Source organism: Streptomyces sp. NPDC057137, assembly GCF_042670825.1.
Taxonomy (GTDB): domain Bacteria; phylum Actinomycetota; class Actinomycetes; order Streptomycetales; family Streptomycetaceae; genus Streptomyces.
The window spans coordinates 289,646-311,157 of record NZ_JBHUUW010000001.1 but is presented as its reverse complement, the minus strand read 5'-3'; the positions used below and the strand labels follow the sequence as shown (position 1 = coordinate 311,157).

The 21,512-nt window shown below is 68.2% G+C and carries 17 protein-coding genes and 1 pseudogene; 5 read left to right on the top strand and 13 right to left on the bottom strand.

What is annotated here, in order from left to right; translation table 11 throughout:
* Positions 1-365: 365 nt before the first annotated feature.
* The 9 genes from ACFT9I_RS01255 to ACFT9I_RS01215 form a co-directional block, all read right to left on the bottom strand.
* Positions 366-1,571, bottom strand: coding sequence for a PleD family two-component system response regulator (locus ACFT9I_RS01255; RefSeq protein WP_382559134.1), 1,206 nt, complete (start codon positions 1,569-1,571; stop codon positions 366-368).
* Positions 1,568-4,441 (bottom strand): ATP-binding protein, encoded by a 2,874-nt coding sequence (locus ACFT9I_RS01250; RefSeq protein ID WP_382559132.1) that lies wholly within the window; start codon positions 4,439-4,441, stop codon positions 1,568-1,570. Before ACFT9I_RS01250 ends, ACFT9I_RS01255 begins: the two co-directional genes overlap by 4 nt.
* 546 nt (positions 4,442-4,987) lie before the next feature.
* Positions 4,988-5,125, bottom strand: a complete 138-nt coding sequence (locus tag ACFT9I_RS01245) for a hypothetical protein (protein ID WP_382559130.1) — start codon at positions 5,123-5,125, stop codon at positions 4,988-4,990.
* A 291-nt stretch (positions 5,126-5,416) separates the two neighbouring features.
* On the bottom strand, positions 5,417-5,746 hold the full coding sequence (locus ACFT9I_RS01240) for a hypothetical protein (RefSeq protein WP_382559128.1): 330 nt from the start codon (positions 5,744-5,746) through the stop codon (positions 5,417-5,419).
* Between the two features lie 73 nt (positions 5,747-5,819).
* A protein-coding gene (locus ACFT9I_RS01235; protein WP_382559126.1) for an IS5 family transposase occupies positions 5,820-6,688 on the bottom strand; the annotation gives its coding sequence in 2 pieces (ribosomal slippage) (positions 5,820-6,556 and positions 6,556-6,688; 870 coding nt in all).
* Between the two features lie 88 nt (positions 6,689-6,776).
* A complete protein-coding gene (locus ACFT9I_RS01230) occupies positions 6,777-7,205 on the bottom strand; it encodes a hypothetical protein (RefSeq protein WP_364536495.1) in 429 nt (142 codons plus the stop codon).
* Positions 7,202-9,361 carry a hypothetical protein gene (locus ACFT9I_RS01225; RefSeq protein WP_382559124.1) on the bottom strand — a complete coding sequence of 720 codons (2,160 nt, stop codon included), beginning with the start codon at positions 9,359-9,361 and terminating at the stop codon, positions 7,202-7,204. The genes ACFT9I_RS01230 and ACFT9I_RS01225 overlap by 4 nt, the downstream gene beginning before the upstream one ends.
* Positions 9,358-11,259, bottom strand: coding sequence for a hypothetical protein (locus ACFT9I_RS01220; RefSeq protein ID WP_364536501.1), 1,902 nt, complete (start codon positions 11,257-11,259; stop codon positions 9,358-9,360). Before ACFT9I_RS01220 ends, ACFT9I_RS01225 begins: the two co-directional genes overlap by 4 nt.
* Positions 11,256-12,713: a site-specific integrase gene (locus ACFT9I_RS01215; RefSeq protein ID WP_364536601.1), complete on the bottom strand. Its 1,458-nt coding sequence runs from the start codon at positions 12,711-12,713 to the stop codon at positions 11,256-11,258. The genes ACFT9I_RS01220 and ACFT9I_RS01215 overlap by 4 nt, the downstream gene beginning before the upstream one ends.
* A 47-nt stretch (positions 12,714-12,760) precedes the next feature.
* On the opposite strand from ACFT9I_RS01215, the pseudogene ACFT9I_RS01210 reads away from it, so the two are divergent.
* Both ACFT9I_RS01210 and ACFT9I_RS01205 read left to right on the top strand, forming a co-directional pair.
* Positions 12,761-13,870, top strand: a pseudogene (locus ACFT9I_RS01210) (BRCT domain-containing protein); the annotation flags it as partial.
* Between the two features lie 118 nt (positions 13,871-13,988).
* The gene (locus tag ACFT9I_RS01205; RefSeq protein ID WP_382559121.1) at positions 13,989-14,570 is read left to right on the top strand and encodes a GNAT family N-acetyltransferase; all 582 of its coding nucleotides are present in this window, start codon (positions 13,989-13,991) and stop codon (positions 14,568-14,570) included.
* 58 nt (positions 14,571-14,628) lie between these two features.
* On the opposite strand, the gene ACFT9I_RS01200 is transcribed toward ACFT9I_RS01205, so the two are convergent.
* The gene (locus ACFT9I_RS01200; protein ID WP_382559120.1) at positions 14,629-15,639 is read right to left on the bottom strand and encodes a GlxA family transcriptional regulator; all 1,011 of its coding nucleotides are present in this window, start codon (positions 15,637-15,639) and stop codon (positions 14,629-14,631) included.
* Positions 15,640-15,691: 52 nt separating this feature from the next.
* On the opposite strand from ACFT9I_RS01200, the gene ACFT9I_RS01195 reads away from it, so the two are divergent.
* Positions 15,692-16,096 (top strand): cupin domain-containing protein, encoded by a 405-nt coding sequence (locus ACFT9I_RS01195; protein ID WP_382559118.1) that lies wholly within the window; start codon positions 15,692-15,694, stop codon positions 16,094-16,096.
* 12 nt (positions 16,097-16,108) lie between these two features.
* On the opposite strand, the gene ACFT9I_RS01190 is transcribed toward ACFT9I_RS01195, so the two are convergent.
* Positions 16,109-16,576 carry a hypothetical protein gene (locus tag ACFT9I_RS01190; protein WP_382559116.1) on the bottom strand — a complete coding sequence of 156 codons (468 nt, stop codon included), beginning with the start codon at positions 16,574-16,576 and terminating at the stop codon, positions 16,109-16,111.
* 138 nt (positions 16,577-16,714) lie between these two features.
* Entirely contained in the window at positions 16,715-17,029 is a 315-nt protein-coding gene (locus tag ACFT9I_RS01185; RefSeq protein ID WP_382559114.1) for a nuclear transport factor 2 family protein, read from the bottom strand.
* A 190-nt stretch (positions 17,030-17,219) separates the two neighbouring features.
* Between ACFT9I_RS01185 and ACFT9I_RS01180 the strand changes: the two genes are divergently transcribed.
* Positions 17,220-19,619, top strand: a complete 2,400-nt coding sequence (locus ACFT9I_RS01180; protein WP_382559112.1) for an AbfB domain-containing protein — start codon at positions 17,220-17,222, stop codon at positions 19,617-19,619.
* A 27-nt stretch (positions 19,620-19,646) separates the two neighbouring features.
* Entirely contained in the window at positions 19,647-19,850 is a 204-nt protein-coding gene (locus tag ACFT9I_RS01175) for a hypothetical protein (protein WP_382559110.1), read from the top strand.
* 256 nt (positions 19,851-20,106) lie between these two features.
* On the opposite strand, the gene ACFT9I_RS01170 is transcribed toward ACFT9I_RS01175, so the two are convergent.
* Positions 20,107-21,354 carry a serine hydrolase domain-containing protein gene (locus ACFT9I_RS01170; RefSeq protein WP_382559108.1) on the bottom strand — a complete coding sequence of 416 codons (1,248 nt, stop codon included), beginning with the start codon at positions 21,352-21,354 and terminating at the stop codon, positions 20,107-20,109.
* Between the last annotated feature and the right edge of the window lie 158 nt (positions 21,355-21,512).

The window sequence follows — 21,512 nt, the reverse complement described above, 5'->3', positions numbered from 1 at the left end:
GACGGCGGCAGGCGGTGTCGAGCACCAACTCGCGCCAAGTGAGCGGCGCCAACAACTCCTTCGGGGGTTTACTTCGGAGCCGTCGGAGCCGGTCGAGGGTGACTTCGCTGGTCAGCAGTCCAGCGCACCTTCGATGCGCGCCCTGGACACGGCAAATCTTGGCGCGCGCCGGCTGTGCTTCTGTCTGCCCCTGACGAGGGGCGGTTCCTGCTCGGGATCATGGAGTGTGGCTCACACATGAGTGCGTCCCGCACAGCCAGGAGTGAGGTCATCAGCCGCTTGACCCCTTCCTTGAGGACATGGTCCTTGGGAAGGGTGACCCGACAGCGGATTCTGGGCTGCTGCTTACGGCAGGGTGAGCACGTTCATTGGAGCCACTGTGCTAGCGCCTGCCACGTACCGCCGGGATGTCCGGCCGTTGTTGTGTCTTCGCCGTCGTCGGCCTTGGCGTACTTCAATGGGGTGGTGGAATCGGGGCCGCTCTTCGTGCGCTGTAGGCCGTCAAATTGGAGGCAGCGCGGTGTTCCGGACTGGTGCGTTGCCTGTGCGACAAGCCAGGGGGAGAGGCGGAGGGGCGAGGACTGGCCGGTGAGGAGCAGCATTCGGCCGGTCACTTGGGGGTGCTCGGTGCGGAAGGTTCTGGGGCTTGGCTTTCCGGCTCCGGTGAAGGTGAGCACGTCAAGGGTGTAGGTCGAGCCGTCGTAGGTCATGGAGGTGGGCACGGCCAGTGTGGCGCGCCAGGATGACGCGGCGCGGTGGGCGAAGCGGCGGAGTAGGAGGTCCAGGCTGTCGCGGTGAGCGGGGGTGGCCGTGGCCCTGCCGTGGGCGATGTCGTTGCGGAGTTTGATGAGGTCTTGCACCGGCTGTCGGTCGGCGCGGTCGGGCATGAGCCAGGAGAGAATCTCGGTGAAGGGGGCGCAGCATCCTGGGGTTTGAGCGAGGGCGGTGCACAGGGTGAACCATGTGCCCATGCTGGGCTGTGCGAGGCGTTCTGGGCCGATGCCTTGGAGGGGTGCTGGCGCGGGGTTGCTCAGGCCGAGCGCGGCTGCGAAACGGAGTACGGCTTCCAGCGTGTGGAGACCTTCGGTGACCTGTTTGTCTGGGTCGGTGGTTCGCGCGTATCGGGCGAAGCGGAACGCGAGGGGGGTGGGCAGGTGCGTGCTGGCGAGTTCCAGCGACTGTTCCAGCCGGTCGCGCAGGATATGAGTGCACCGGCCGAGGAGTTCCTCGCCGGCGGCGTCCTTGTCGATCCAGTCTGCTGATCCCAGCCGCAGGGCTTCGACGACCTGCTGCTTCGATCCTTCGCCGGAGAGCACCAGGGTGGGGATGCGCCATCCGTCGAGGCTGAGGCGGCGCAGGAGCCACAGGCCGCCCCATTCCTCGGGGGGCATCTTCATATCCACGATGATGAGATCGAAGGGGCGGGTGGCCATCTCTGCCAGGGCGGTGCGGCCGTCGAGGACGAAGCGTAGTTGTGCTCCCGCTCTGCGCAGCGGGCTGCAAAGAGTTCGGGCGACGTCGGTCTGGTCGTCCGCCACGAGGATGCGTGCCCCGGTCACCTGATCGGTCACAGGTCCTCCGGTGTTGTGGCGGGGGCGATCGGCAGTGTGATGAGCCAGGCGGTGCCGCTGCCCGAGGGGGCCGGGACGGTGATGAGTTCTCCGCCGGCGCGATGCAGGAGTGATCGGACGCCCAGGAGACCGAGGCCATTGCCGCCGGGTTTGGTACTGCGCACGCGGTCGCCTGCTACGAGGGCCGCGATCACTTCGGGTGGCAGCCCCGGGCCGTCGTCGGTGACCTCGATGACGGCTTCGTCGTCGTCGGCGGTCCATTCCAGAGTGATCGATCCGCCATTACGGAGTGCCTCGATCGCGTTGCCGACGAGGTTGTCCAGGACGGCGGTGAGTCCGCCTTCGTCGAGGGCGACGCGGACGCTGCGGGGTGCGTCGGGTATGGACAGGGAGATTGAGCCGGGGAGTCGGGTGAGTACACCGGAGGCGTAGTGGCGCAGGAAGGATCCGATGTCCACGCTCTCGGTGCCGGCGGGTCCCAACAGAGAGGTGGTGGAGCGGAGACGGGCGGTCAGGGCGTGGGCCTGGTCCAAGTGGCGGCTGGCGGCGAGCTGCTGCTGGAGGCGTGCGGTGCGGGTCTCGGCCGGGGAGGAGTCGGCCAGCCTGGCGGCCACGAGCTGGTTCTTGAGATCGTGCAGCAGGTCGGCCACCGCGGCCTGGTAGGGCCGGGCCGCAGGCTGCAGTGCCGCTCGCGCCGCACGAGTGATGGGTCCTGCCGAGGTGGGGTCCGCTGTGGTGAGGATGGCGGCGTCGATGCCACGCTCGTTCAGCGTCAGCACGGCCGTCCTGCTCACGCTCGACCACAGGGTGCACATCCGCGTGCCGGCGGCCGGGTCGAGCGGAGCGCCCGCCAGGAAGCGCAGGCGCAACGGGCTTGAGCTAAGGACCTCGACCGATGCCGACGTGTCAGGGGCAAGGACTGCAGAGGCTCCGGCATCCAGGATGGCCCGTTCACTGCCGGACAACCGCACGCTGGGCAGGAGGCGCGGAACGAGGAGTCTGCCGCGGTGCAGGAGGCACCAGTCGTCGGCGAGCTCACGCAGGTCGACGCCGAGGTCGTCGCTCCCCAGGCATCGGCAGAGGTCCGCCAGTTGTACGAGGCGCTGGAGCTGGTCGGCGGTCAGCGCATCCGGTGTATGCAGCCTTTCCAAGATGTCCAGGACGGCAGCCAGTTCCGGCTCGATGGCCTCCTGCACGCCGGCGGCGAGCTCGCTCGCCGCGCGGAAGGCCTGCTCGAAGTGGCTGATACTGTACCGGAAGTCGACAGTGCCGCTGATGAGTTCGTCGGCCCCTTGGGCCCATGACAGGAGGTCTGCGGGAGAAGCCGCCCAGTGCAGGCCGAACAACCGTGCGTCCACCCAGCGCCGCACTGGTACGCGGTGTACGGCCAGCACCGCGGCCTGATGGCAGAGGAGAAACCGGCCCACCGACCGGGCGGTCCGGTCTTCGCTCCCGAGATCATGTGCGGGGCGGCACGCGGCGAGCTGGTCGAGAACGGTCAGCACAGCCTGGGATGCCTGGTGCTTGGCCTTCGGTCTGGCGCCGATCCACGCGCCCTCGATATGTGTTCCGGTACCCAGCTCCGTGCTGCTCAAGGTGGCGGTGGCGTGCTGCTCTATCGCATGGTCGGGGCCAGACATGCGGTAGGTGAAACCGATCCGCAGTTTCATGGCGGAGGCCGCTTGTTGCAGCAGTGTGGTCGGGTCCTGCTCCCGTGGAATTCCCGGGGCCACCATCCGCCACACGGGCTCCCACTGGCGCGGCCACGTGGGACGCAGCGAATCCGGGAATCCTCTGGCCACGAATACGGCACCGATCACGGCCTGGAAGGTGTTTGCGCCCGTCTCGGCCGGGACACCCAGCAAGGCCTGGCCCGCGCCCAGCAGCAGACCCGACTCCAGGCCGGTGTGCCGGAACGCGCCGTCGTGTACCTCGTTCGGCATGGTCAGTAAGGACAGTTCCTCGGGAGGGTCGGGCAGCACGCGGCGTACGCTGTCGAGGGTGTGTTCGTAGTTCAGCACTTGAGAACCGACGAATCCCAGGACCTGGTTGTCCTGCTGGCGGCAGGCGGCCAGCATCTCCCGGTGCTCGTACGCCCACGAGGAATGGATCAGAGCCTGGGACAGCAGCGGGCGAGCCTCGGCTGCCAGTGAGAACAGTTCCTGCAGGTGTCGAACTATCCTTGCGTGAGACTGCTGACGTGGGATCTGTACAGGGATAGGCCGTGGAGCAGTGGCGTTACGGGTGCCGAGGGCCTCCGGCATATACCTTAGGAGGAAGTCCAGCGCGGCCTGCTGTGACGCGCGCTTCTTGCTGGGTCCCGCACCGGTGCCGCGGCGCCCGCGGCTGTCAGTGACGACAGCGCGGAATGTCAACGCGTGCTCAGGACCTTCGCGTTGGTACTCGTAAACTGCCGAGCCGTTGTTGAGTCTTCCCTGGAGTCTTTCCTGGAGTTCCGTCTTGGGATCCGCGATGCTCCCGCCCTCATCAACGGCAGCGATCACGCGGCCCACCAACGCTGCGGCGGACGCTTCCTCGCCGGCGAGGCAGAGCACCCCGACAACCTGATAGCACAGTTCAGCGGCCGACCGGGCCGGAAGCGGGCCACCTTCGAGGCTGCCCCCGACCGCGCACGACTGGCCGATCCACTCCTGCCGCGTCGACCAGGACTGCACGACAGGCGGAACCAGACCGACCCCCTTACTCAACGAACCCGCCGTCTGCACCCCACCGCGCCGGAGGACCTCGACCGTCGCCTGCTTCCTCAAGTACTCCATGCCGAGCCGCTGGAGCACATTCAGGAGACTGCGGGTAACCCCGGGGAACAGGTCGCGGTGTTCGTGGAGGTACGAACTGTGGGTCAGCGCCACTCGCAGCGCCCTACGAAGTTCGGGCGCGGGCTCCGGCAACCCCAGCCCGCACAACGTGTCAACCGCAGCATCGATCTCGTGCGATCCGACCGTCTTGGAGTGTGCCAACACTCCTAAGCTCTGCTGGTCCGTTGACTGAACCGAACCGCCCGCATCCGTCCCCACGCGATGAAGCCCCCTCTGCCCACATCGTCACGCCGCCACAAGGGACTGTAGCCGCGCTGGCCCGGCCACCCCCAGAGATCATCATGCCCGGGCACCGCGTTCTCGACCCGCTGCCTCTGTGCCCGGAACTCCACGAGCATGGCCAAAAGGCCGTCAGAAGGGTTGCGTCGGCCGCCGTCTTGAGGTCGAGAAGTGCGGCCCGGGTGTCAGCTGAGTGCACCGACGCGGTGGGCGAAGGACCGTACCGCTGCCTGCTGGCGGCCGCTCGCGACCACGGCACGTGACGGATCTCAGCGCGGCCGATCCGCAGTCCGTACGCCGGAGCCTTGCCACGTACGTCAAACGGCTCCTGACGACCGACGGCTGCCCCTACGCCGAAGCTCACTGCGAGGCTCCCGCAACGCACTCGCACAGGGCGTCGCCGGCCAACTCACCGCACACGGGCGTCACGACGACCTGGCCGGGCCCGACGAGGCCCTGGAGTGGGGCGAGTTCCTGACTGCGGGACTCTACGTGCACTACCTCCTCACCACCCAGGAACCCAGTGCTTGCCCGGACCAGGCGGCGGCCCTGGGCCACGCCGTGCCCCGCAGCCTGCCCGCGCTTCTGGAACTCGACCTCGGGCGCCACGCCGGCCGACCCCTGCTGCGGTCTGTATTGGCGGCGCTGGCTTCGCCGAAGCCAACCAGGGCAGTTGTGTGAACTACCCATCATGGCCGTGTGGAAATGTGCACTGCTGGGCCCCGTGAGCCGCCATCGAACTGAAGGTCCGGTTTGCCGCACCCACGCGGAGGAGGGCTAGGGCGTGTTTTAGAAGTTGCTGGTGTGCTGGGTGGGTCGTCCGGGGAGGTCGCGGGTGGCCATCCAGATGGTGAGGTCGCCGGCGATCTGGTCGATGCTGGTCTCGGTGGCGACGTCGTGTTCGCGGCGGGTGGTGTCTCGGCGGACGACCTCGTAGCCGCCTTCGTCCAGGACAGCGACGGACGTGAACCAGGCCGGGTCGTCTTCGTCGGGCTGGACGACGACGAAGGTGTTGTCTGTGTCGTTGAGGTCGTCGATCAGCATGAACAGCGCGTCCTCGGACGGGTCCTCGATATGGTCGCCGCTCTCACTTTCGGCCCGGTAGTACTCAGCCCCCATCGGCCCCATCTCCCCTCAACCCGCTGACCTGATCGCGGCCAGAATGACATGCCGGACCGACACCCCTGGCAGGTCACAGCCATTCGTTGATCGCGGCGATGAGAACGGTCGCCTCGAAGCGGACCGCGAGCTTGTCGAACCTGGTGGCCACCGCCCGGTTCCGCTTCAGCCGGTTGATGCCGCACTCGACCGCGTGCCGGGCCTTGTAGTCCTCACGGTCGAAGGCCGGAGGCCGCCCGCCGACCGTGCCCCGGCGCTTTCGGTGGCCGGCCTGATCGGCAGGTTCCGGGATCGTGCAGCGGATCCCGCGCCGACGCAGGTAGGCGCGGTTCGCGCGCGATGAATACGCCTTGTCGCCACGGACCCGCAACGGACGAACCCGTGGCCGGCCCAGCCCGAGACGGGGAACCCGGATGGCTTCCAACACGGCTGTGAACTGCGGGCTGTCTCCCCACTGTCCGGCTGTGACCAGCAGCGACAACGGCTTCTGACCTTGTTCGCAGGCCAGGTGAATCTTCGTGGTCCAGCCGCCGCGGGAACGGCCCAGGCCGTGATCGTCGGGTTCGTCCTGGTGGCCGCCCGGCGGTTCCTTCTGGGTCTGGCCGTCACGCCGGGCACCGGCCGCGTGCTGATGGGCCCGGCAGATCGTGGAGTCCACGTTCACCTCCCAGGTGATCAGCCCGGCTGCGTCCGCCCGGGCCTGCAATCCGGTCAACACCGCCGACCAGACCCCATCGCGCTGCCAGCGCCGGAAGAGCCCATAGACGGTCTGCCACGGACCGTATTCTGTCGGCAGATCACGCCACGGGCCCCGGCCCGCACCTGCCAGCGAATCCCGTCGATCAACCGCCGCCGGCACACCGACGGCGTGCCCAACACAGCGACCGGCAACAACACCCCCAGCACCGCCCACTGCTCATCTGAAAGATCCCCTCGCCCCACACCGAGATCATCACGGCCCGAGGCGAGACGCGGACCCAGTTCTAAAACACGCCCTAGCCGACGGCAGCAGAGCATGCAGAGCCAGCGGTCAGGGAAGATGCGCAGGCTGCCGGGGAAGGGTATGGACCTTAGCCGTGGCCGTGCCTTGTCCGCTGAGCGCGGCGTGTTCCAGGGACATTAGGTTCAAGGCGGTCGCGTAGATCTGCAGCCGCTCCTCAAGGAAGCGGCAGTGGGCCTGGAGCGTGGTGTGTTGCGTCCTCAGCGTCTTGTAGGCGTCCGCCGACCGGATGTGTGAGGCTCGCTCCGTCTCCTCCTCGGAGGTCTTGGCCTGGAAGAGATCTTTGAGGTCTGGATGCTGGTGAGTGAGGTGCCAGCGTTTGACGTCGGCCTCAATGGCCAGCTGGCTTACGTTGAGCCGCCCGTTTGACCGTTGCGGAGTGCCGGCGAACAGGCGGTTCATCGCGGCGATGATGGTTCGGCGGACGGGGTCCGTCTCGTTCTCGAGGGGAAAGGTCATCGGCCTGTGGCTCCCTGCTCATGTGCTTCGATGATTGACCTCAGACGGTTGAGCTCGTGCTGTTCGCGCTCGTGACGAACCGGTGGGGCCAGTGGATCCGCGACGATCTCTGCGAGCTCTGCTGCCCGGCGCTTGACGTACTCGATGTCGCGATCGGTGCGCGCGAGGTTGACGCATTTTGGGCGGCAGTCGTCGTGGTCCGGGGTGACTTGGGGATCGTCGGCGTCCCCTCTGAGTTGGCATGCGGCAGTGGCGGGGTTGAGGACGCAGGTCATGCCTTCACCGTGGTGGATCTGCAGCAGCGTGTTGCCGAGCAGGTCGCGGGCATGACGTTCCTTGGTCAGCACTCGGCCGCCGAACTCGCGGCTGGCGGCATTGACCCGGTATCGGTAGGTGTCGGCGGCCGGTCCGCTGACATGCTCTCCGTCATTGAGAGCTTGTTCATCGTCGGCGAGGCATTCGAGGCGGTGGAGCCAGTCCTCGAAGGCGTACTCGTCGGGGAACCCCGATTCGTAGGTGCCCGCGTAGCCCTGGAGCATTCGAGTGTGGGCATGACCGTACTGAATGGAGGCGGCGATGAGGCCCCGGGGCCGGCGGCGGATGAACCAGGCCAAGGTGCGGCGGAACCGACTGCCCTTGAGACTGCCGCGACCGTCATCAGGGATGAGGTCCGCGCGGCCGCGGCGTTCACATTCGGTGTTCACCCAGGTCACGAAAGCGGCCAGATCCTTGTTGATGTCCTTGTCCTGCCGCGCCTCGCCCAGACGCTTCCTGCCTGGCGGCCGCTTGAGATAGACCTCGATCTGGACGGGAAAGAGCAACGGACTGGGGTGAAGCCGCTCCAGGACGCCTACCGCGCGGGCGACGATCTCGACGACGACCCAGGGATCGTGCCGGAGTTCCCCTTCGGGAATCTTGCTCCCGTCCTCGTCTGCGGCCCCCTTGAAGTACAGACCCTCCATCAACCACAACCCGGTGTCCGCATGGTGCGTGATACAGCCGCGTCGCAGGTTCAGGACTTCTCCGACTCTCGCGCCGGACAAGTAAGTGATGATAATGAAGCAGGCGGTGCTCAGCAGCCGGGCGAGCCGGGGCGGCTCGTCGTAATGGATGCGGTCCGATCTCCAGGGCTGGCCGTCCAAGCGGCCGGAGACGCGTGGTCCGACATAGGAGAACTCGCTGATCGGAAGGCCGGATTCGTCCACCAGCCGGGCGGCAGTGGTGTGCTTGGCGGATTCTGCGCAGTTCAGGACCGCAGCCAAGTGTCGCCAGTTGACGACCAGATCACCGCTGACCGTGCGTGTCCCTGGCAGGGCCTCGCCGCGCTCGCGCAGATCTTCAAGGTAGGCGATGAGCTTCGGCCGCAGCTCGCCGGGGCGGTAACGAGGTTGGCGGTTGGTGCCGGCCCTTCGCCTCCCCTCGGTGGTGTTGGCGTGCAGTGTAAGACGCTCGGCATGGGCAGCGAGGATGTCCTCGGAGAAATCCTCGATGAACCGAATCGCCCAGAGCAGGAGCATCTGCATGGTGGGCTCGCCGATGCGCCGGGTGCGGTTCTGGCGGTGGACATGTCTCCCCGATAGCAATTCCTGGGTGTCTTCTCCCGCCCAGGGTGGGGCGTCCGGCAACCGCATCAGTGGCGGGAGGATGTCCCGGTATCCCCAAAGGCGGCGGACCTCGGTGATTTGACGGTATCCGGAGGCCAGGGGAACTTCATCGTCCCTAAGCGCGACAAGGTAGTTGTCCAGCAGGTCCTGGGTGACCTGGCGGAACTGTGTCACGCCTTGGGCGGCGAACCACGCAAGTACCGATTGAAGTCCGTTGGCGAATGCCCGAGCGATGGTTACAACGGCGCTCCGCTGACCCCTGGCGCCGCGTACTTTCCGGTATTCGGTGTGGTTCAGTAGCTGCCAGACGTAGAACTTGGCCGTGAGTCTCAGTTCGGCCGGAATAGCAGCGAAGTTCAAGGTCGTGGAGGGGTAGTGATCCTCGAAGATCGCGGGGTTGAGGTCCCAACGGTCGTCACGGAACCGGGACAGCCTCGATCGGTCTGCCTCCGGTCGAAGGTCGCGATTCAGAAGGACCAAGGTTTCGGGACCGGGCCACTGGGTGCCCGCCGGGATCTCGCCCCAGACGTCAAGCGGTGCAGGAGTGGTCATCGAAGGTCGAGCTCCCGGTTGAGGAAACGGTCGGCGAGAGCGCGATCGGACGCGGTGGCATTCCGCCGGGCATCGGTGACGGTTGCATCATCGTGCTGGTCCAGCAGATCGGCCAGCTGGGCATGCGGGCCGGCGAACCGCTCGGCCCATCGCAGAACATCCATTTCGTCCCGCCGTTGGAGCAGTCGGTCGTGAACCAGTACCTGGACCGGGACGTGTTGCGGCAGGGCTCTGGCACACTCGCATCCCAGGCAGAGCATGAACGAGGCCGGGCAGGGCTGCCCGGCCGGCGCGTGCGGACCGTTCTTGTTGTCAGTGCAAGACGCCAGAACGGTGTCCAGCTCCCCGGCAATCATGCGTTTCAAGACGGCCGGGTCAAGTCCCAGTTCATTGGCCACAGATACCGGATCGATACGGGCCCGCTCGACCTCCTGCGCACTCATCACGGTCACCGTTCCGCGGGCGCGCGCTTTGTCGACCTCGCTGGCCAAGACCTGGGCGACGACCTTGCGGTATTCGGTGACGTTGCCCCGATTGCGGAGCATGTAGTGCGTCACCGCAGTCTTCTCGGTGTGTGCGACCGGCCTCTGATTGAGCTCGATATAAGTCAGCCGCAACAGGTCAAGACGCACCACCAGCGGAACCGGCCTGCCATCCTGGTCGAGTGTGTCGGACGGCAGGGACCAGGCCCTGCTCAGTCGGGTGACCAACAGACAGTGGGGGAACGGCCGCAGTCTGCGGCTTGCACCGCTCCCATCACCTGCGTCGGTGCTCGCATACCCGATCAACAATCGCTTGCCGCCGGTCATGGCCCGGGAACGGGCGGTCAGCTCGTGGAGCAGAATGTAGAGCCCGAAGGGCGTGTGAAGCTCATCCCGGGTCCGGACTTCCTCCGGCTTCTCCGGGATGCTGATCCAGTCCGGGACATCGGTCAGCGCCAGGTTCATGTAGGCGCGTCGGCCCCGCCGCAGCTTGCGAAGGTCCACGATCGCCGTGCCGGGCCCGCCGCTGTAGCCGTCCGCACGATGATGCGCCGCCGGCGTCTTGTGGATCACCTCCGGATTCTCACCAGTCATCGCCGCCATCAGCACCGCGCCGGCCGCGATCTCATCCATCGTCAGATGAAGCCAGGACACGACGTGTTTGACCGAGCCGAACTGCTTCTTGATCCATCGCTGCGGAAAGCTCCGGCCAGCGGCCACTCCAGAGGCCCGGACGTAGCGGGGAACATCGGCGAACCGGTCCGCCCAATCCAGCAGTTGAAGCCTCAGCGCCAGTTGCTGGTCATCGCCGACCTCCAGTTCTCCGTCTCGAAACTGCCGCAGCAGCTCGCGGTTCTCTCGGATGCGCCGCGCCGCCGCGCGCAGATCCGAGCGGGCGGCGTCCGCAATGCGCTTGAACTCCGCCCGGCTGTAGCTCTCCTTCGACGTGTTCTTCCGATGCCGCCCCGGTAACGCGGCAGCGACTCTTCCAGCCATTACATCGGTGAGCCCGTCCGCCTCGGCCAGCAGAAGCCGCAGTTCGCTGAGTTCATCCGGCCCGCACGCTAAGTGCTTGCGGCTTTTGTAGAACCCGTCGAAATGCTCAGGCGTCAAGTGCTGCACTTCCCTCGGGGGCCATCGCAGCGACGCCAGATAGCGGTCAAACTTCACCAGCACGCCGTAGACATGGTTCATCGAATTCAGCGAGTTCAGTCCCGCGCCGGGTGCGACCCGCTTGACGAACGCGGCCACCAGAACGTCCCGCAGCCCCGCCGCCATGGTCAACACGGACAGGTCGTAGTCGCGGTGGTCTTCCCCGTCCCAGCTGAAGCACCGCACCACCTCTCCCGGCAGCAGCCCGTACTTCGTCCTCGGCCCACCGTCGGGCAGCGACGCCCGCCGGCCACGCCCGCTCACCGGCCAACCGCCAGCGGATCAGTGCGGACCCGTGGGTGAGCGGTGAATACATCCGCCATGAACACATCGACCGGGAAGCCCTCGGCTTGCGCCAGCAGCATCTCGACCTCCAGGGTTCGAAACGGCTCCAGATAGACCTCCTTGGTGGTCTCCACCTGGCGGTGCCCGAGCATTGTTTGGACCAGGTGCCAGTAATCGCCGAACTGTTCGCGGAAATCCCGTCGCTCGTCCTCGCTCACGTGACCCAGCCGCGCGGCCCAGACCAGCTTTCCAATCGCGTACCACTTCAAGGCGAAAGAGTGGCGCAGCATGTGCGCGGTGCAGGAGAAGTTCTTTAGCCCCAGCATCTCGATCCGCTGGTTTGCTACGTCGAAGGTGTGCTCCCACCCCCGACTGTCACGCGGCAGCCCGTCCTCGTTCAGCCAGAGAGCGAGCGGCTCCAAGCCCTGTGGAGTGCGTTGGAACAGGCGCAGCCGCGTACGAGGACCGATGTCATTCCACAGCTTCCGCTCGGCCCCGCCGCGGACGCCCTCCAGCGTCACCGACTCCGTGCCCTGCGCCGCCATGACCAGCCGCCGCCCCTCCACCCGCTCATAGCGCCCCGCTACCTGGGCCCGCCGCACCGCCGCGGCCCGCGCGCTCTCGACATAGGACAACAGTCCCTTCATCGAAGAGCGAGGGGTCCAATACGGGTGTCCGTAGCCACCCTTGGCGCAGGCGTCCGCCAACTGGCAGGTGTAGTAAGTCCGGCGACGGTCGTAGGTTGGCAGCTCGGGAAGTATCACGCTCGCCCACTCCGAGACCCGCAGTCCGTTGCCGTAGAGGCCTTCGCAGAAGGCCGTGTCCCGCTGTTCGTTGCGGCCTCGCCACCAACGATCGGGGCGCCCGGACAGATCCATCCCACGAATTCCCAGGTCAAGCCATCGCCGGAAACCGCCTGAGTCGAGCCACTTCACGTCCTCCCGGCGGGTGGCGCGCGGAGGGTCGAAGTCCTCGAAGGGATGGGTGGTCCCATATTTCTTGCGCGTCCACTTGTAGAACTTCTTCAATGCCGCCAGGTCTCGGGCGAACGAGTTCGTCTGGATGGAACCCTCGTTCGCAGGATCGGTTACACGCCAGAACAGGAACTCCTCAGCGTCGTCCTCGACCGCCTCCCACCAGTTCACCGCTTTGGGCGCCAGGTAGTTCAGCCACACACCGACCGAGTATGTGTAGTCACGGTACGAACGGTCTCTGAGGTTGCGCCACTTCGCAGAACCGAGGCAGGCGTTGACACGCAGGTCCGGCTGGCCATTCGGGTCAATCAGGAAGCTCTGGCCGTCACGCCCGCCGACAGCACGCACCCACGAGGCAAGATCCGGCGCGAATCCATCGAAGGCACCGGCGAGTTCACCGAACTCTCGCCCCAAGTCGTATCGGTGCACCTGCCATCGGCGCGCTGCCGCATCAGTCATTGTCACGAGAACCTTAACGACCCGCTGCAACAACAGACACTGGTCAACGAATGCCGACGGTCGAGAAGGTGACACGGCTGCTGGACGTGGAGTGGAACGTCGGCCGTACGGGCACCATCGCGCCCCGCGCGGTCCTGGAACCGGTCGAGATAGACGGCTCGACCGTCACGTACGCCACCCTGCACAACCCGAACGACATCACCCGCCGTGACCTGCGGATCGGCGACCACGTCATGGTGTACAAGGCGGGCGACATCATCCCCCGCGTGGAGGCGCCCGTCGCGCATCTGCGTACGCGGGAGGAGCAGGCCATCGTCTTCCCCGAGGTGTGCCCGCAGTGCGGCTCGGACATCGACACCTCCGAGCAGCGCTGGCGCTGTGTGCGGGGCCGTAACTGCCATGTCGTCGCCTCCATCTCGTACGCCGCCGGACGCGACCAGTTCGACATCGAGGGTCTGGGGGCGACCCGTGTCGTCCAGCTCGTCGACTCCGGTCTCGTCGCGGACATCGGCGATCTGTTCACGCTCACCCGTGAGCAGATCCTCGGGCTCGACCGGATGGGGGAGACCAGCACGGACAATCTCCTGGCCGCGATCGAGCGCGCCAAGGGGCAGCCGCTCTCCCGGGTGCTGGCCGCGCTCGGCGTGCGCGGCACCGGACGCTCCATGTCCCGCCGGATCGCACGGCACTTCGCGGCGATGGACGTGCTGTGCGCCGCCGGCGAGGAGGCGATGCAGCGCGTCGACGGGATCGGTGTGGAGAAGGCTCCGACGATCGTGGCGGAGCTGGCCGAGTTGGCGGAGCTGATCGAGAAGCTGCGTGCGGCCGGGGTCAACATGATCGAGCCCGGCGCGACGCCTCCGTCGGACGACCCGGCGGCCGTCGCGGACGGCGAAGTCGCAGCGGGGAGTGGCCCGTTGGACGGAATGACCGTGGTGGTCACGGGCGCGATGACGGGACCGCTGGAGAAGCTCTCGCGCAACGAGATGAACGAACTGATCGAGCGGGCGGGCGGCAAGTCCTCGTCCAGCGTCTCCAAGCGCACGTCCCTCCTGGTCGCGGGTGAGAACGCCGGGTCCAAGCGGGAGAAGGCGGAGAAGCTCGGTACGCGGATCGCCTCACCGGACGAGTTCGCGGAGATGATCGCGGAGCTCCTCGGTGACGGTGACGGCGGCGGCGACGGCGGCGGTGACGGCGGCGGTGACGGTGACGGCGCCAGTGGCCGTGACGCCGGTAACGACGGCGCTGACGAGGCGGACCGGTGAGGGAGACGCCATGCCGTACCTGATCGACCGCGCGATACCCGTCGGCTCGTTCGCCGGGTCCGGTCAGCCGACACTGACAGTCTCGGGCGGGGCGCTGTTGCGGCCCTGGCTGATCAGTGATGCCGACGCCGTGACGGAGGCGTTCCGGGATCCGGCGATTCAGCGCTGGCACGTGCGCAGAGCCGACTCCGTGGACGAGGCACGGGGGTGGATCCAGGAGTGGCAACGCAGTTGGGGCGAGGAGACCGCCGGACACTGGGCGGTGGCCGACGCGCAGACCGGGGCTCCGCTCGGCCGTATGTCACTGAAGGCGTGGAACCTGACGGACGGGACGGCCGACATCGCCTACTGGATGATGCCCGCGGCGCGGGGCGGCGGTGTCTGTCCCCGCGCGGTCACCGCGCTGGCGAACTGGGCGCTGGGCGAGGCCGGGTTCCACCGGCTCGAACTGGAGCACTCCACCGCCAACGAGGCGTCGTGTCGCGTCGCCGTCAAGGCCGGGTTCGCGGACGAGGGCGTACGACGGGGGGCCGCGCTGCACGCGGACGGGTGGCACGACATGCACCTGCACGCCCGGGTCCGTCAGGACTGACCTACGGCGGGCCGGACCGGACCGGTCCGGCTCGGTCCAGCCCGGTCCGGTCCGGTCATCAGCTCGGGCCGGGGCCGAACCGGCGCTGGTAGTCCGACGGCGTCAGTCCGGTCTCGCGACGGACGAGCGTCCGCAGATTCGTGGCGGTGCCGAGGCCGCTGCGCCGCGCGACCAACTCGAAGCGTGACTCGCCCCGTTCGATCAACCGGCAGGCGAGGGCGACCCGTTCGCCGGTGAGCCACGCCAGCGGAGTGGTGCCCAGTTGCGCCTGGAAGCGCCGGTGCAGCGTCGCGGGACTGACCGACGCGCGCGCCGCCAGGTCGGCCACCGTGAGCGGAGAGTCCAGTCGCTCCTGCGCCCAGGCCAGGACGGGCGCCAGTGACTCGTCCGGCAGGTCGGGCACCGGACGTTCCACGAACTGCCGCTGCCCGCCGTCCCGGTGGGCGGCGAAGACCAGCCGTCGGCTCACGGAGTTGGCGACCTCCGCGCCGTGGTCACGACGGACCACATGCAGCCCGAGGTCGAGCGCGGCGGCGCTCCCCGCCGCCGTGAGGATGTCGCCGTCGTCGACGAACAGCACGTCCGACTCCAGCTGTACGGAGGGGAAGCGGGCCCGGAAGGAGTCCGCCCACTGCCAGTGCGCGGTGGCCCGCCGCCCGTCGAGCACCCCCGCCTCGGCCAGGGTGAAGGCGCCGCTGCAGAAGCCGACCAGGCGCGCGCCGCGCGCGTGGGCCCGCCGGACGGCGTCGAGCACGGCCGTGCGGCGGGGCACCTCGACATCGGGCCGGTTGGGGACGATCAAGGTGTCCGCGGTGTCGGCCACCGCCAGCTCGGCGACGCCCGTGAGCGTGAAGAATCCGTCTCGCATCAGGGTGCTCGGCTCGGGGGAGCAGAGGCGGAAGTCGTAGAGATCACGGCCGATCTCGGGCCTGTGCAGGCCGAAGATCTCGGTCGCGCAGCCGAGCTCGAAGGGGTTCGAGTTCTCGTCCACGATCACGACGACCCGGTGGGTGCGCCGAGGAGCACTCGGGCCACCCCGGAGTGGGCCGTGCGAGGATTCTTTCGTCATATGCAATTCCTAGCACTCACGCCGGCCGCGCGGAACGGACGAGCATGGAGGCATGAGCAATGAACCCAACGGGCCCATCTCCCTCGACAAGGCGCTCACCTCCTTCGACGCCCTGTGGAGCCCTCGTATCGTGACCCGCGTCAACGACTACGACGTACGCGTGGCCAAGGTCCAGGGCGAGCACGTCTGGCACGTCCACGACGACACCGACGAGTTCTTCCTGGTACTCGAAGGAGAGCTTCAGATCTCGCTGCGCGAGCCCGCCGGCGAGCGCACGGTCGTACTGCCGCGAGGTGCGGTGTTCACGGTCCCTCGCGGTACGGAGCACAAGCCGTACGCCCCGTCCCAGGCGGCCATCCTGCTGTTCGAGCCCTCCGGGACGTCGACGGTCGGCGACCGGCACGACGAGGTCCCGGACCATGTCGACGCGACGACGGGCCACGCACTCGGCTCCTGACGGCGTACGTCCTCAGTCGGTGGCCCGGACGTAGGTGACGTCGAAGTCGGACGCCCAGTGTTCGCCGTCCTCCGACCGCTCCCAGCCGCCCTGGATCGTGTCGCCGGCCTCGTCGAAGGTCGCGGCGAACCGCTGGTGGAAGCCCGGTGCCGCGCGCCACTGCTTCCATACGCCGGCGGTCAGGCTCGTACGGTAGACACGTGCGACGCCCCGGCCGTCGGCGTACAGCGTCGTGAACTCGTCGGCCGTGTCGTCGTAGCCGATGATCGTGCTGGTGGGGAACGGCACATGCGGTCCCCACTCCGGCGGGAACGCCGTCGTGGGCCCCGCGTCCGCGCGCTGGACGAGAAAGGCGCCGCCCTCCAGCCAGGCGAACTCGGTCCGGACCGGCCCCGCCCGGTGTCCGGCGGCCCACATGTCCCACTCGCCCACGAGAGCGTCCAGCCGGCTCAGCGCGGTGTGGGGTGTCGGACGGCGCATCGGTCTCTCCTCTGTACGGATCGGGGATGGTGCGACCCCGCTGTCAGTGGTGACCCGGAAGTCGCCCCGAACTCATCGATCCGCTTGGCCGCAACTGAGGTTGAAGCTGAGGTCGAGGTGGGAAACGGCCCTGCCCCGCTACGCCTGGCCCGTCTCGAAGCGGCTGATACGGCCGTCCGTGACGGTGAACGCCCAGCGCGTCCGCATGGTGCCGTACGTGGCGTTGGTGAACGTCGCCGTCAGGGCGCGGCCCTCGTCGGAGGCGGTCTCGATGTCCATCCGGCCGTCGGCGGAGAAGATCTCCTTGTCCACCCAGCCCGCGAGGTCACGGTCGCTGCCGTCGTCGGACATCGTGGCGTCCGGGGTCAGAACGGCGAAGAAGGCATCCCTGTTGCCGCCGTTGATCGCCGAGACGAACGCGGCGACCGCCGGGTCCGCGGGGATGACGCTCATGGGTGGTCCTCCTTGTGACTGGCCTTCGGTACGGCGGGCAGTGCCATCATCACGCCTGCCGCGCCGCCGCGCAGCCCGGCGGAACGGGCCCGTGCGAGGAGGGTGTACAGCCTTCCTCCAACGATGTAAAAGATGCCTACGGGCCGAACCAGCACCGTCCTCGCCCGATGACCGAGGAGGGCAATCGACCATGCACGCCTCGTACACCTCGTATGCCTCGCTGCTGTGCCCCACCCCCACCGATACCCCCACCCGTACCCCCGCGCTCACCCGCAACCGCGTCACCGCCTGGCTCGGCGCCCTGCTGCTCCTGTGCGCGAGTCTGGTGGTGGCCGGCGGCCCCGCCGAGGCGAAGGCCGCCGCCTGGCAGCCCAAACCGTCGCCGATGACCACCCCGTGGACGAACCAGGTCCCGGTCGACAACCCGCTGCCGGAGTATCCGCGCCCCCAGCTCACCCGCCCCGACTGGCTCAACCTCAACGGCATCTGGGACTTCGCGGTCACCGGCGCGAACGCCGGGCAGCCCGCCACGTTCCCCGAGCAGATCAGGGTCCCGTTCGTCGCCGAGTCGGCCCTCTCCGGCATCCAGCGCAGGATCACCCAGAGCGACAAGCTCTGGTACAAGCGGAACTTCACCGTGCCCGCGGGCTGGAACGGCCGCAGCGTCCAGCTGAACTTCGGGGCCAGTGACTGGCAGACCACGGTCTGGGTCAACGGCCGGCAGGCCGGCGCGGCCCACAGCGGCGGGTTCGACGCGTTCACCTACGACATCACGCCGCTGCTGACCGCGGGCACCAACACCGTCGTCGTCTCGGTCTTCGACCCGTCCCAGACCGGCGGCCAGGCCGTCGGCAAACAGCGGATCAGCGAGGTCACGCCGCATCCCGGCGGAGGAATCTTCTACACGGCCGCGTCCGGCATCTGGCAGACCGTCTGGCTGGAGCCCACCGCGTCCGCGCACATCACCCGGCTCGACATGGTGCCCAGCCTCTCCGACAACACGCTGAAGGTCACCGTCCGCGGCGCCGGTATCGCCGGCCAGACCGCACGGGTGACGGTCTCCTCCGGCGGTACGACCGTGGCCACCGGCACGGGGCCGGTGAACAGCCAGTTCTCGGTGGCGATCCCGAACCCGCGCCTGTGGACCCCCGAGGATCCGTTCCTGTACGACATCAAGGCCGACCTGCTGTCGGGCACGGGCGGCGCGACCGTCGACTCGGTCGGCAGCTACGCCGGGATGCGCTCCATCTCCGTCGGCAAGGTCGGCGGCGTCCAACGCCCGCTCCTCAACGGCAAGTTCGTCTTCCAGACCGGCACGCTCGACCAGGGCTACTGGCCGGACGGCATCTACACCGCGCCCAGCGACGAGGCGCTGCGTTACGACCTCCAGAAGCACAAGGACCTGGGCTTCAACATGGTCCGCAAACACATCAAGGTGGAGCCGCAGCGCTGGTTCTACTGGGCCGACCGGCTCGGTCTGCTGGTGTGGCAGGACATGCCCGCGATGGACACCCGGACTCCGGACAGCGCCGCGCGCGTGCAGTGGGAGGCGGAGTACGACCGGATCATCGACCAGCACCGCAGCTCACCGTCCCTGGTCATGTGGGTCAACCAGAACGAGGGCTGGGGCCAGTACGACCAGGCCCGGATCGCCGACGAGGTCAAGGCGTACGACCCCTCCCGCCTCGTCAACAACATGAGCGGCGTCAACTGCTGCGGCTCGGTCGACGGCGGCAACGGTGACGTCATCGACAACCACGTCTACGTCGGACCCGGCACGACGACACCGACGGCCACCCGTGCGGCCGTCCTCGGCGAGTTCGGCGGGCTGGGCTGGAAGGTGCCAGGACACGAGTGGTATCCCGGCGGCGGCTTCAGCTACGAGGACCAGGCGAGCGTCTCCGCGCTGAACAACCGCTTCGTCGGGCTCATCGACACCCTCCGCGAGAACCAGCTGCCCAGCGGTCTGTCCGCGTCCGTCTACACCGAGATCACCGACGTCGAGAACGAGGCCAACGGCCTGCTGACGTACGACCGGCAGGTGGTCAAGGTCGACGCGGCCCGGGTCAGGGCCGCCAACCTCGCTCTCGTCGAGGCCTCGCGCAACCCGCCGCCTCCGGTCACGCTGCCCACCGGCCAGAACAAGTCGCTGCGGGTGACGACGCCCGGTCACACGGGCAAGTACCTGCGCCACCAGGAGGGGCTCGCGTTCACCGCGCCCGTCGACGCGAACAGCGACAGCCTGCTGAAGAACGACGCCACCTGGAAGATCGTCCCGGGACTCGCGGGCAGCGGCTGCTACTCCTTCGAGTCCCGGAACTATCCCGGCCAGTACCTCCGGCACCGCGACTTCCGTGTGTACAAGGAGGCGGGCGACGGCTCCGCGCTCTTCCGGGCCGACGCCACGTTCTGCGCGCTGCCCGCCGCCGGGGGAGTACGGCTCGCCGCGTACAACCTGGCCGGCAGCTATCTGCGGCACATCAACTCGGAGGTGTGGATGGCGACTCGGGGCGGTCCGCGGGCCTGGGACAACCCCGCCTCGTTCACCGAGGACACGATCTGGTCGGTCGACGGCCCGTGGGCGCCCTGACCGTGGGGGTGTGCGAGCATTCCGGTCATGGATCTGGCTCAACTCGAACTGGCCGTACAGCGACTGCGTGATGCCGAGGCGGCCGTCGACGCCGCGCGCGCCGATGTGGAGATCGAGGCGGTCCTCGCCGTACGCCGCGGCGAGGCCGTCGAGGACGTCTCGACGGCCTCGGGCATCACCCCGCACGACCTGGTACGACTGGAGGCGACGGCCGGCGGGCCAGACCAGTAGACCCCGCGGACACCCCCTAGGGCGTGTCTTCAAAGTAGCGCCGTCCGCCCGCAGGGCGGGGCCCGCGCCCGCTGCGGAGCGGCTGATGTCTCGTTGGTGCGGTGCATCGCAAGGCGGAGGATCGGCGTTGTGGATGGCCCGGGCGTACTTGGTCGATTCCGACAACGCAGGGGGCACCCCCGTGGCCCCCTCGGGGCCTACGGGGGAGAGGTGCCGTCCAGGCGTCGCGGGCCAGGCGGGACTTTGAAGACAGGTCCTAGCGCTTCGCGCACAGCGCGGCGTCCACCGCTCCCTGCAAGTGGTCCAGCCGGTCGCCCTCCGCCGCCCAGGTCGTCGTGTAGACGGTCACGTTCCCCCGGCCCGTGGTGGCGTGGCCGCCGCCCACCGAGTTGCCCGGCAGGTCTCCGCCGTGGCCCCAGTACGCGCCGCCGCAGCTCAGCGGGATGCTCGCGACCCCGTACCCGTAACGGCTGCCCTGCGGATAGACGTCCCGCCCGCTGACGTCCGTCGTGTCGTGGGTCATCTGCCGTACGGCCCGGTCTGGCAGCAGCCGGCCGGCGAACAGCCCCTCCCAGAAGGTGTTGAGGTCCTTCGGGGTGGACACCAGTCCGCCGGACGGTCCGAACTCGTAACCGGGCAGCTCGGTCACGTCGACCACGCCCGCTCCGGGATCGGCGGGGTGGTAGCCGTAGTTGTGGGCGTGCGCGCCGCGCAGGGTCAGTTCGCCGGGCGCGGGCCAGTAGGTGTTCCGCAGGCCGAGGGGGCGCAGCACGGTCCGCTCGATGTACGTGCGGTAGTCCTGGCCCGACGCCTTGTTGATCAGGAGGCCCAGCGCCAGGTAGTTGGTGTTGGAGTAACCCCACTCCGTGCCGGGCGCGAAGTCCTGCCCCTTGTCGAGCGCGAGGGCGAGGAAGCTCTCGTCCGTGTACGGTCCGCCGCCGTTCCAGTCGACCAGACTCGTGTACTCGGGCAGTCCGCTCCGCTGCTTCAGCAACTGCCGTACGGTGACGGTGCTTTCCGCCAGCTGCGGGACATAGCGCCCGGCGGGCGCGTCGAGCCGTACTTTGCCGTCCACCACCAGCCGCATCACGGCGGTGGCGGTGAACGCCTTGGTGTCGCTGGCCAGTCGGAAGCGCGCGTCGGCGTCGACCATCGGCCGGCCCGTCCCGACCTCCGCCGTCCCGGCGGTGTACGTCCGGCCGTTGACGTACGCGAGTGCGCCGGGCACCCCGTCCCGCTCGACCAGCAGGTCCAGTTGGCGCTGTACGGCGGCGGGCCCGGCGTCCCGTGCGGCGGCGAGGGGGGCGGCCGTGGCGATCAGCGCGGGGGCCAGCAGGGCGAGGGCGACGACGCGCCGGCGGGCGGGCCTGCCGCCGCGGACGCTCCCGGTCCGGGGTCCGGCCTTGATTCCGGTGCCCGTCTCGGTGCCCGTTTGGGCGCCTGTACCGATGGCCGTCTCGGTGCCCGTTTCGATGCCCGTCCCGGCGGTTCTGTCGCGGCTCATGGTGAATCCCCTCGTTGTGCGTGTCCCCGGCCGCGTTCCGGCCGATGGCATGAGCTTGGTCTTTCCGGACCGCGAGATCACGGGGGCTGAACGGCACATCATGGGGTGTATCCACCCCCACCGCGACGCGGGGGTTCTCCTGCGGGTCCGCCCTGACA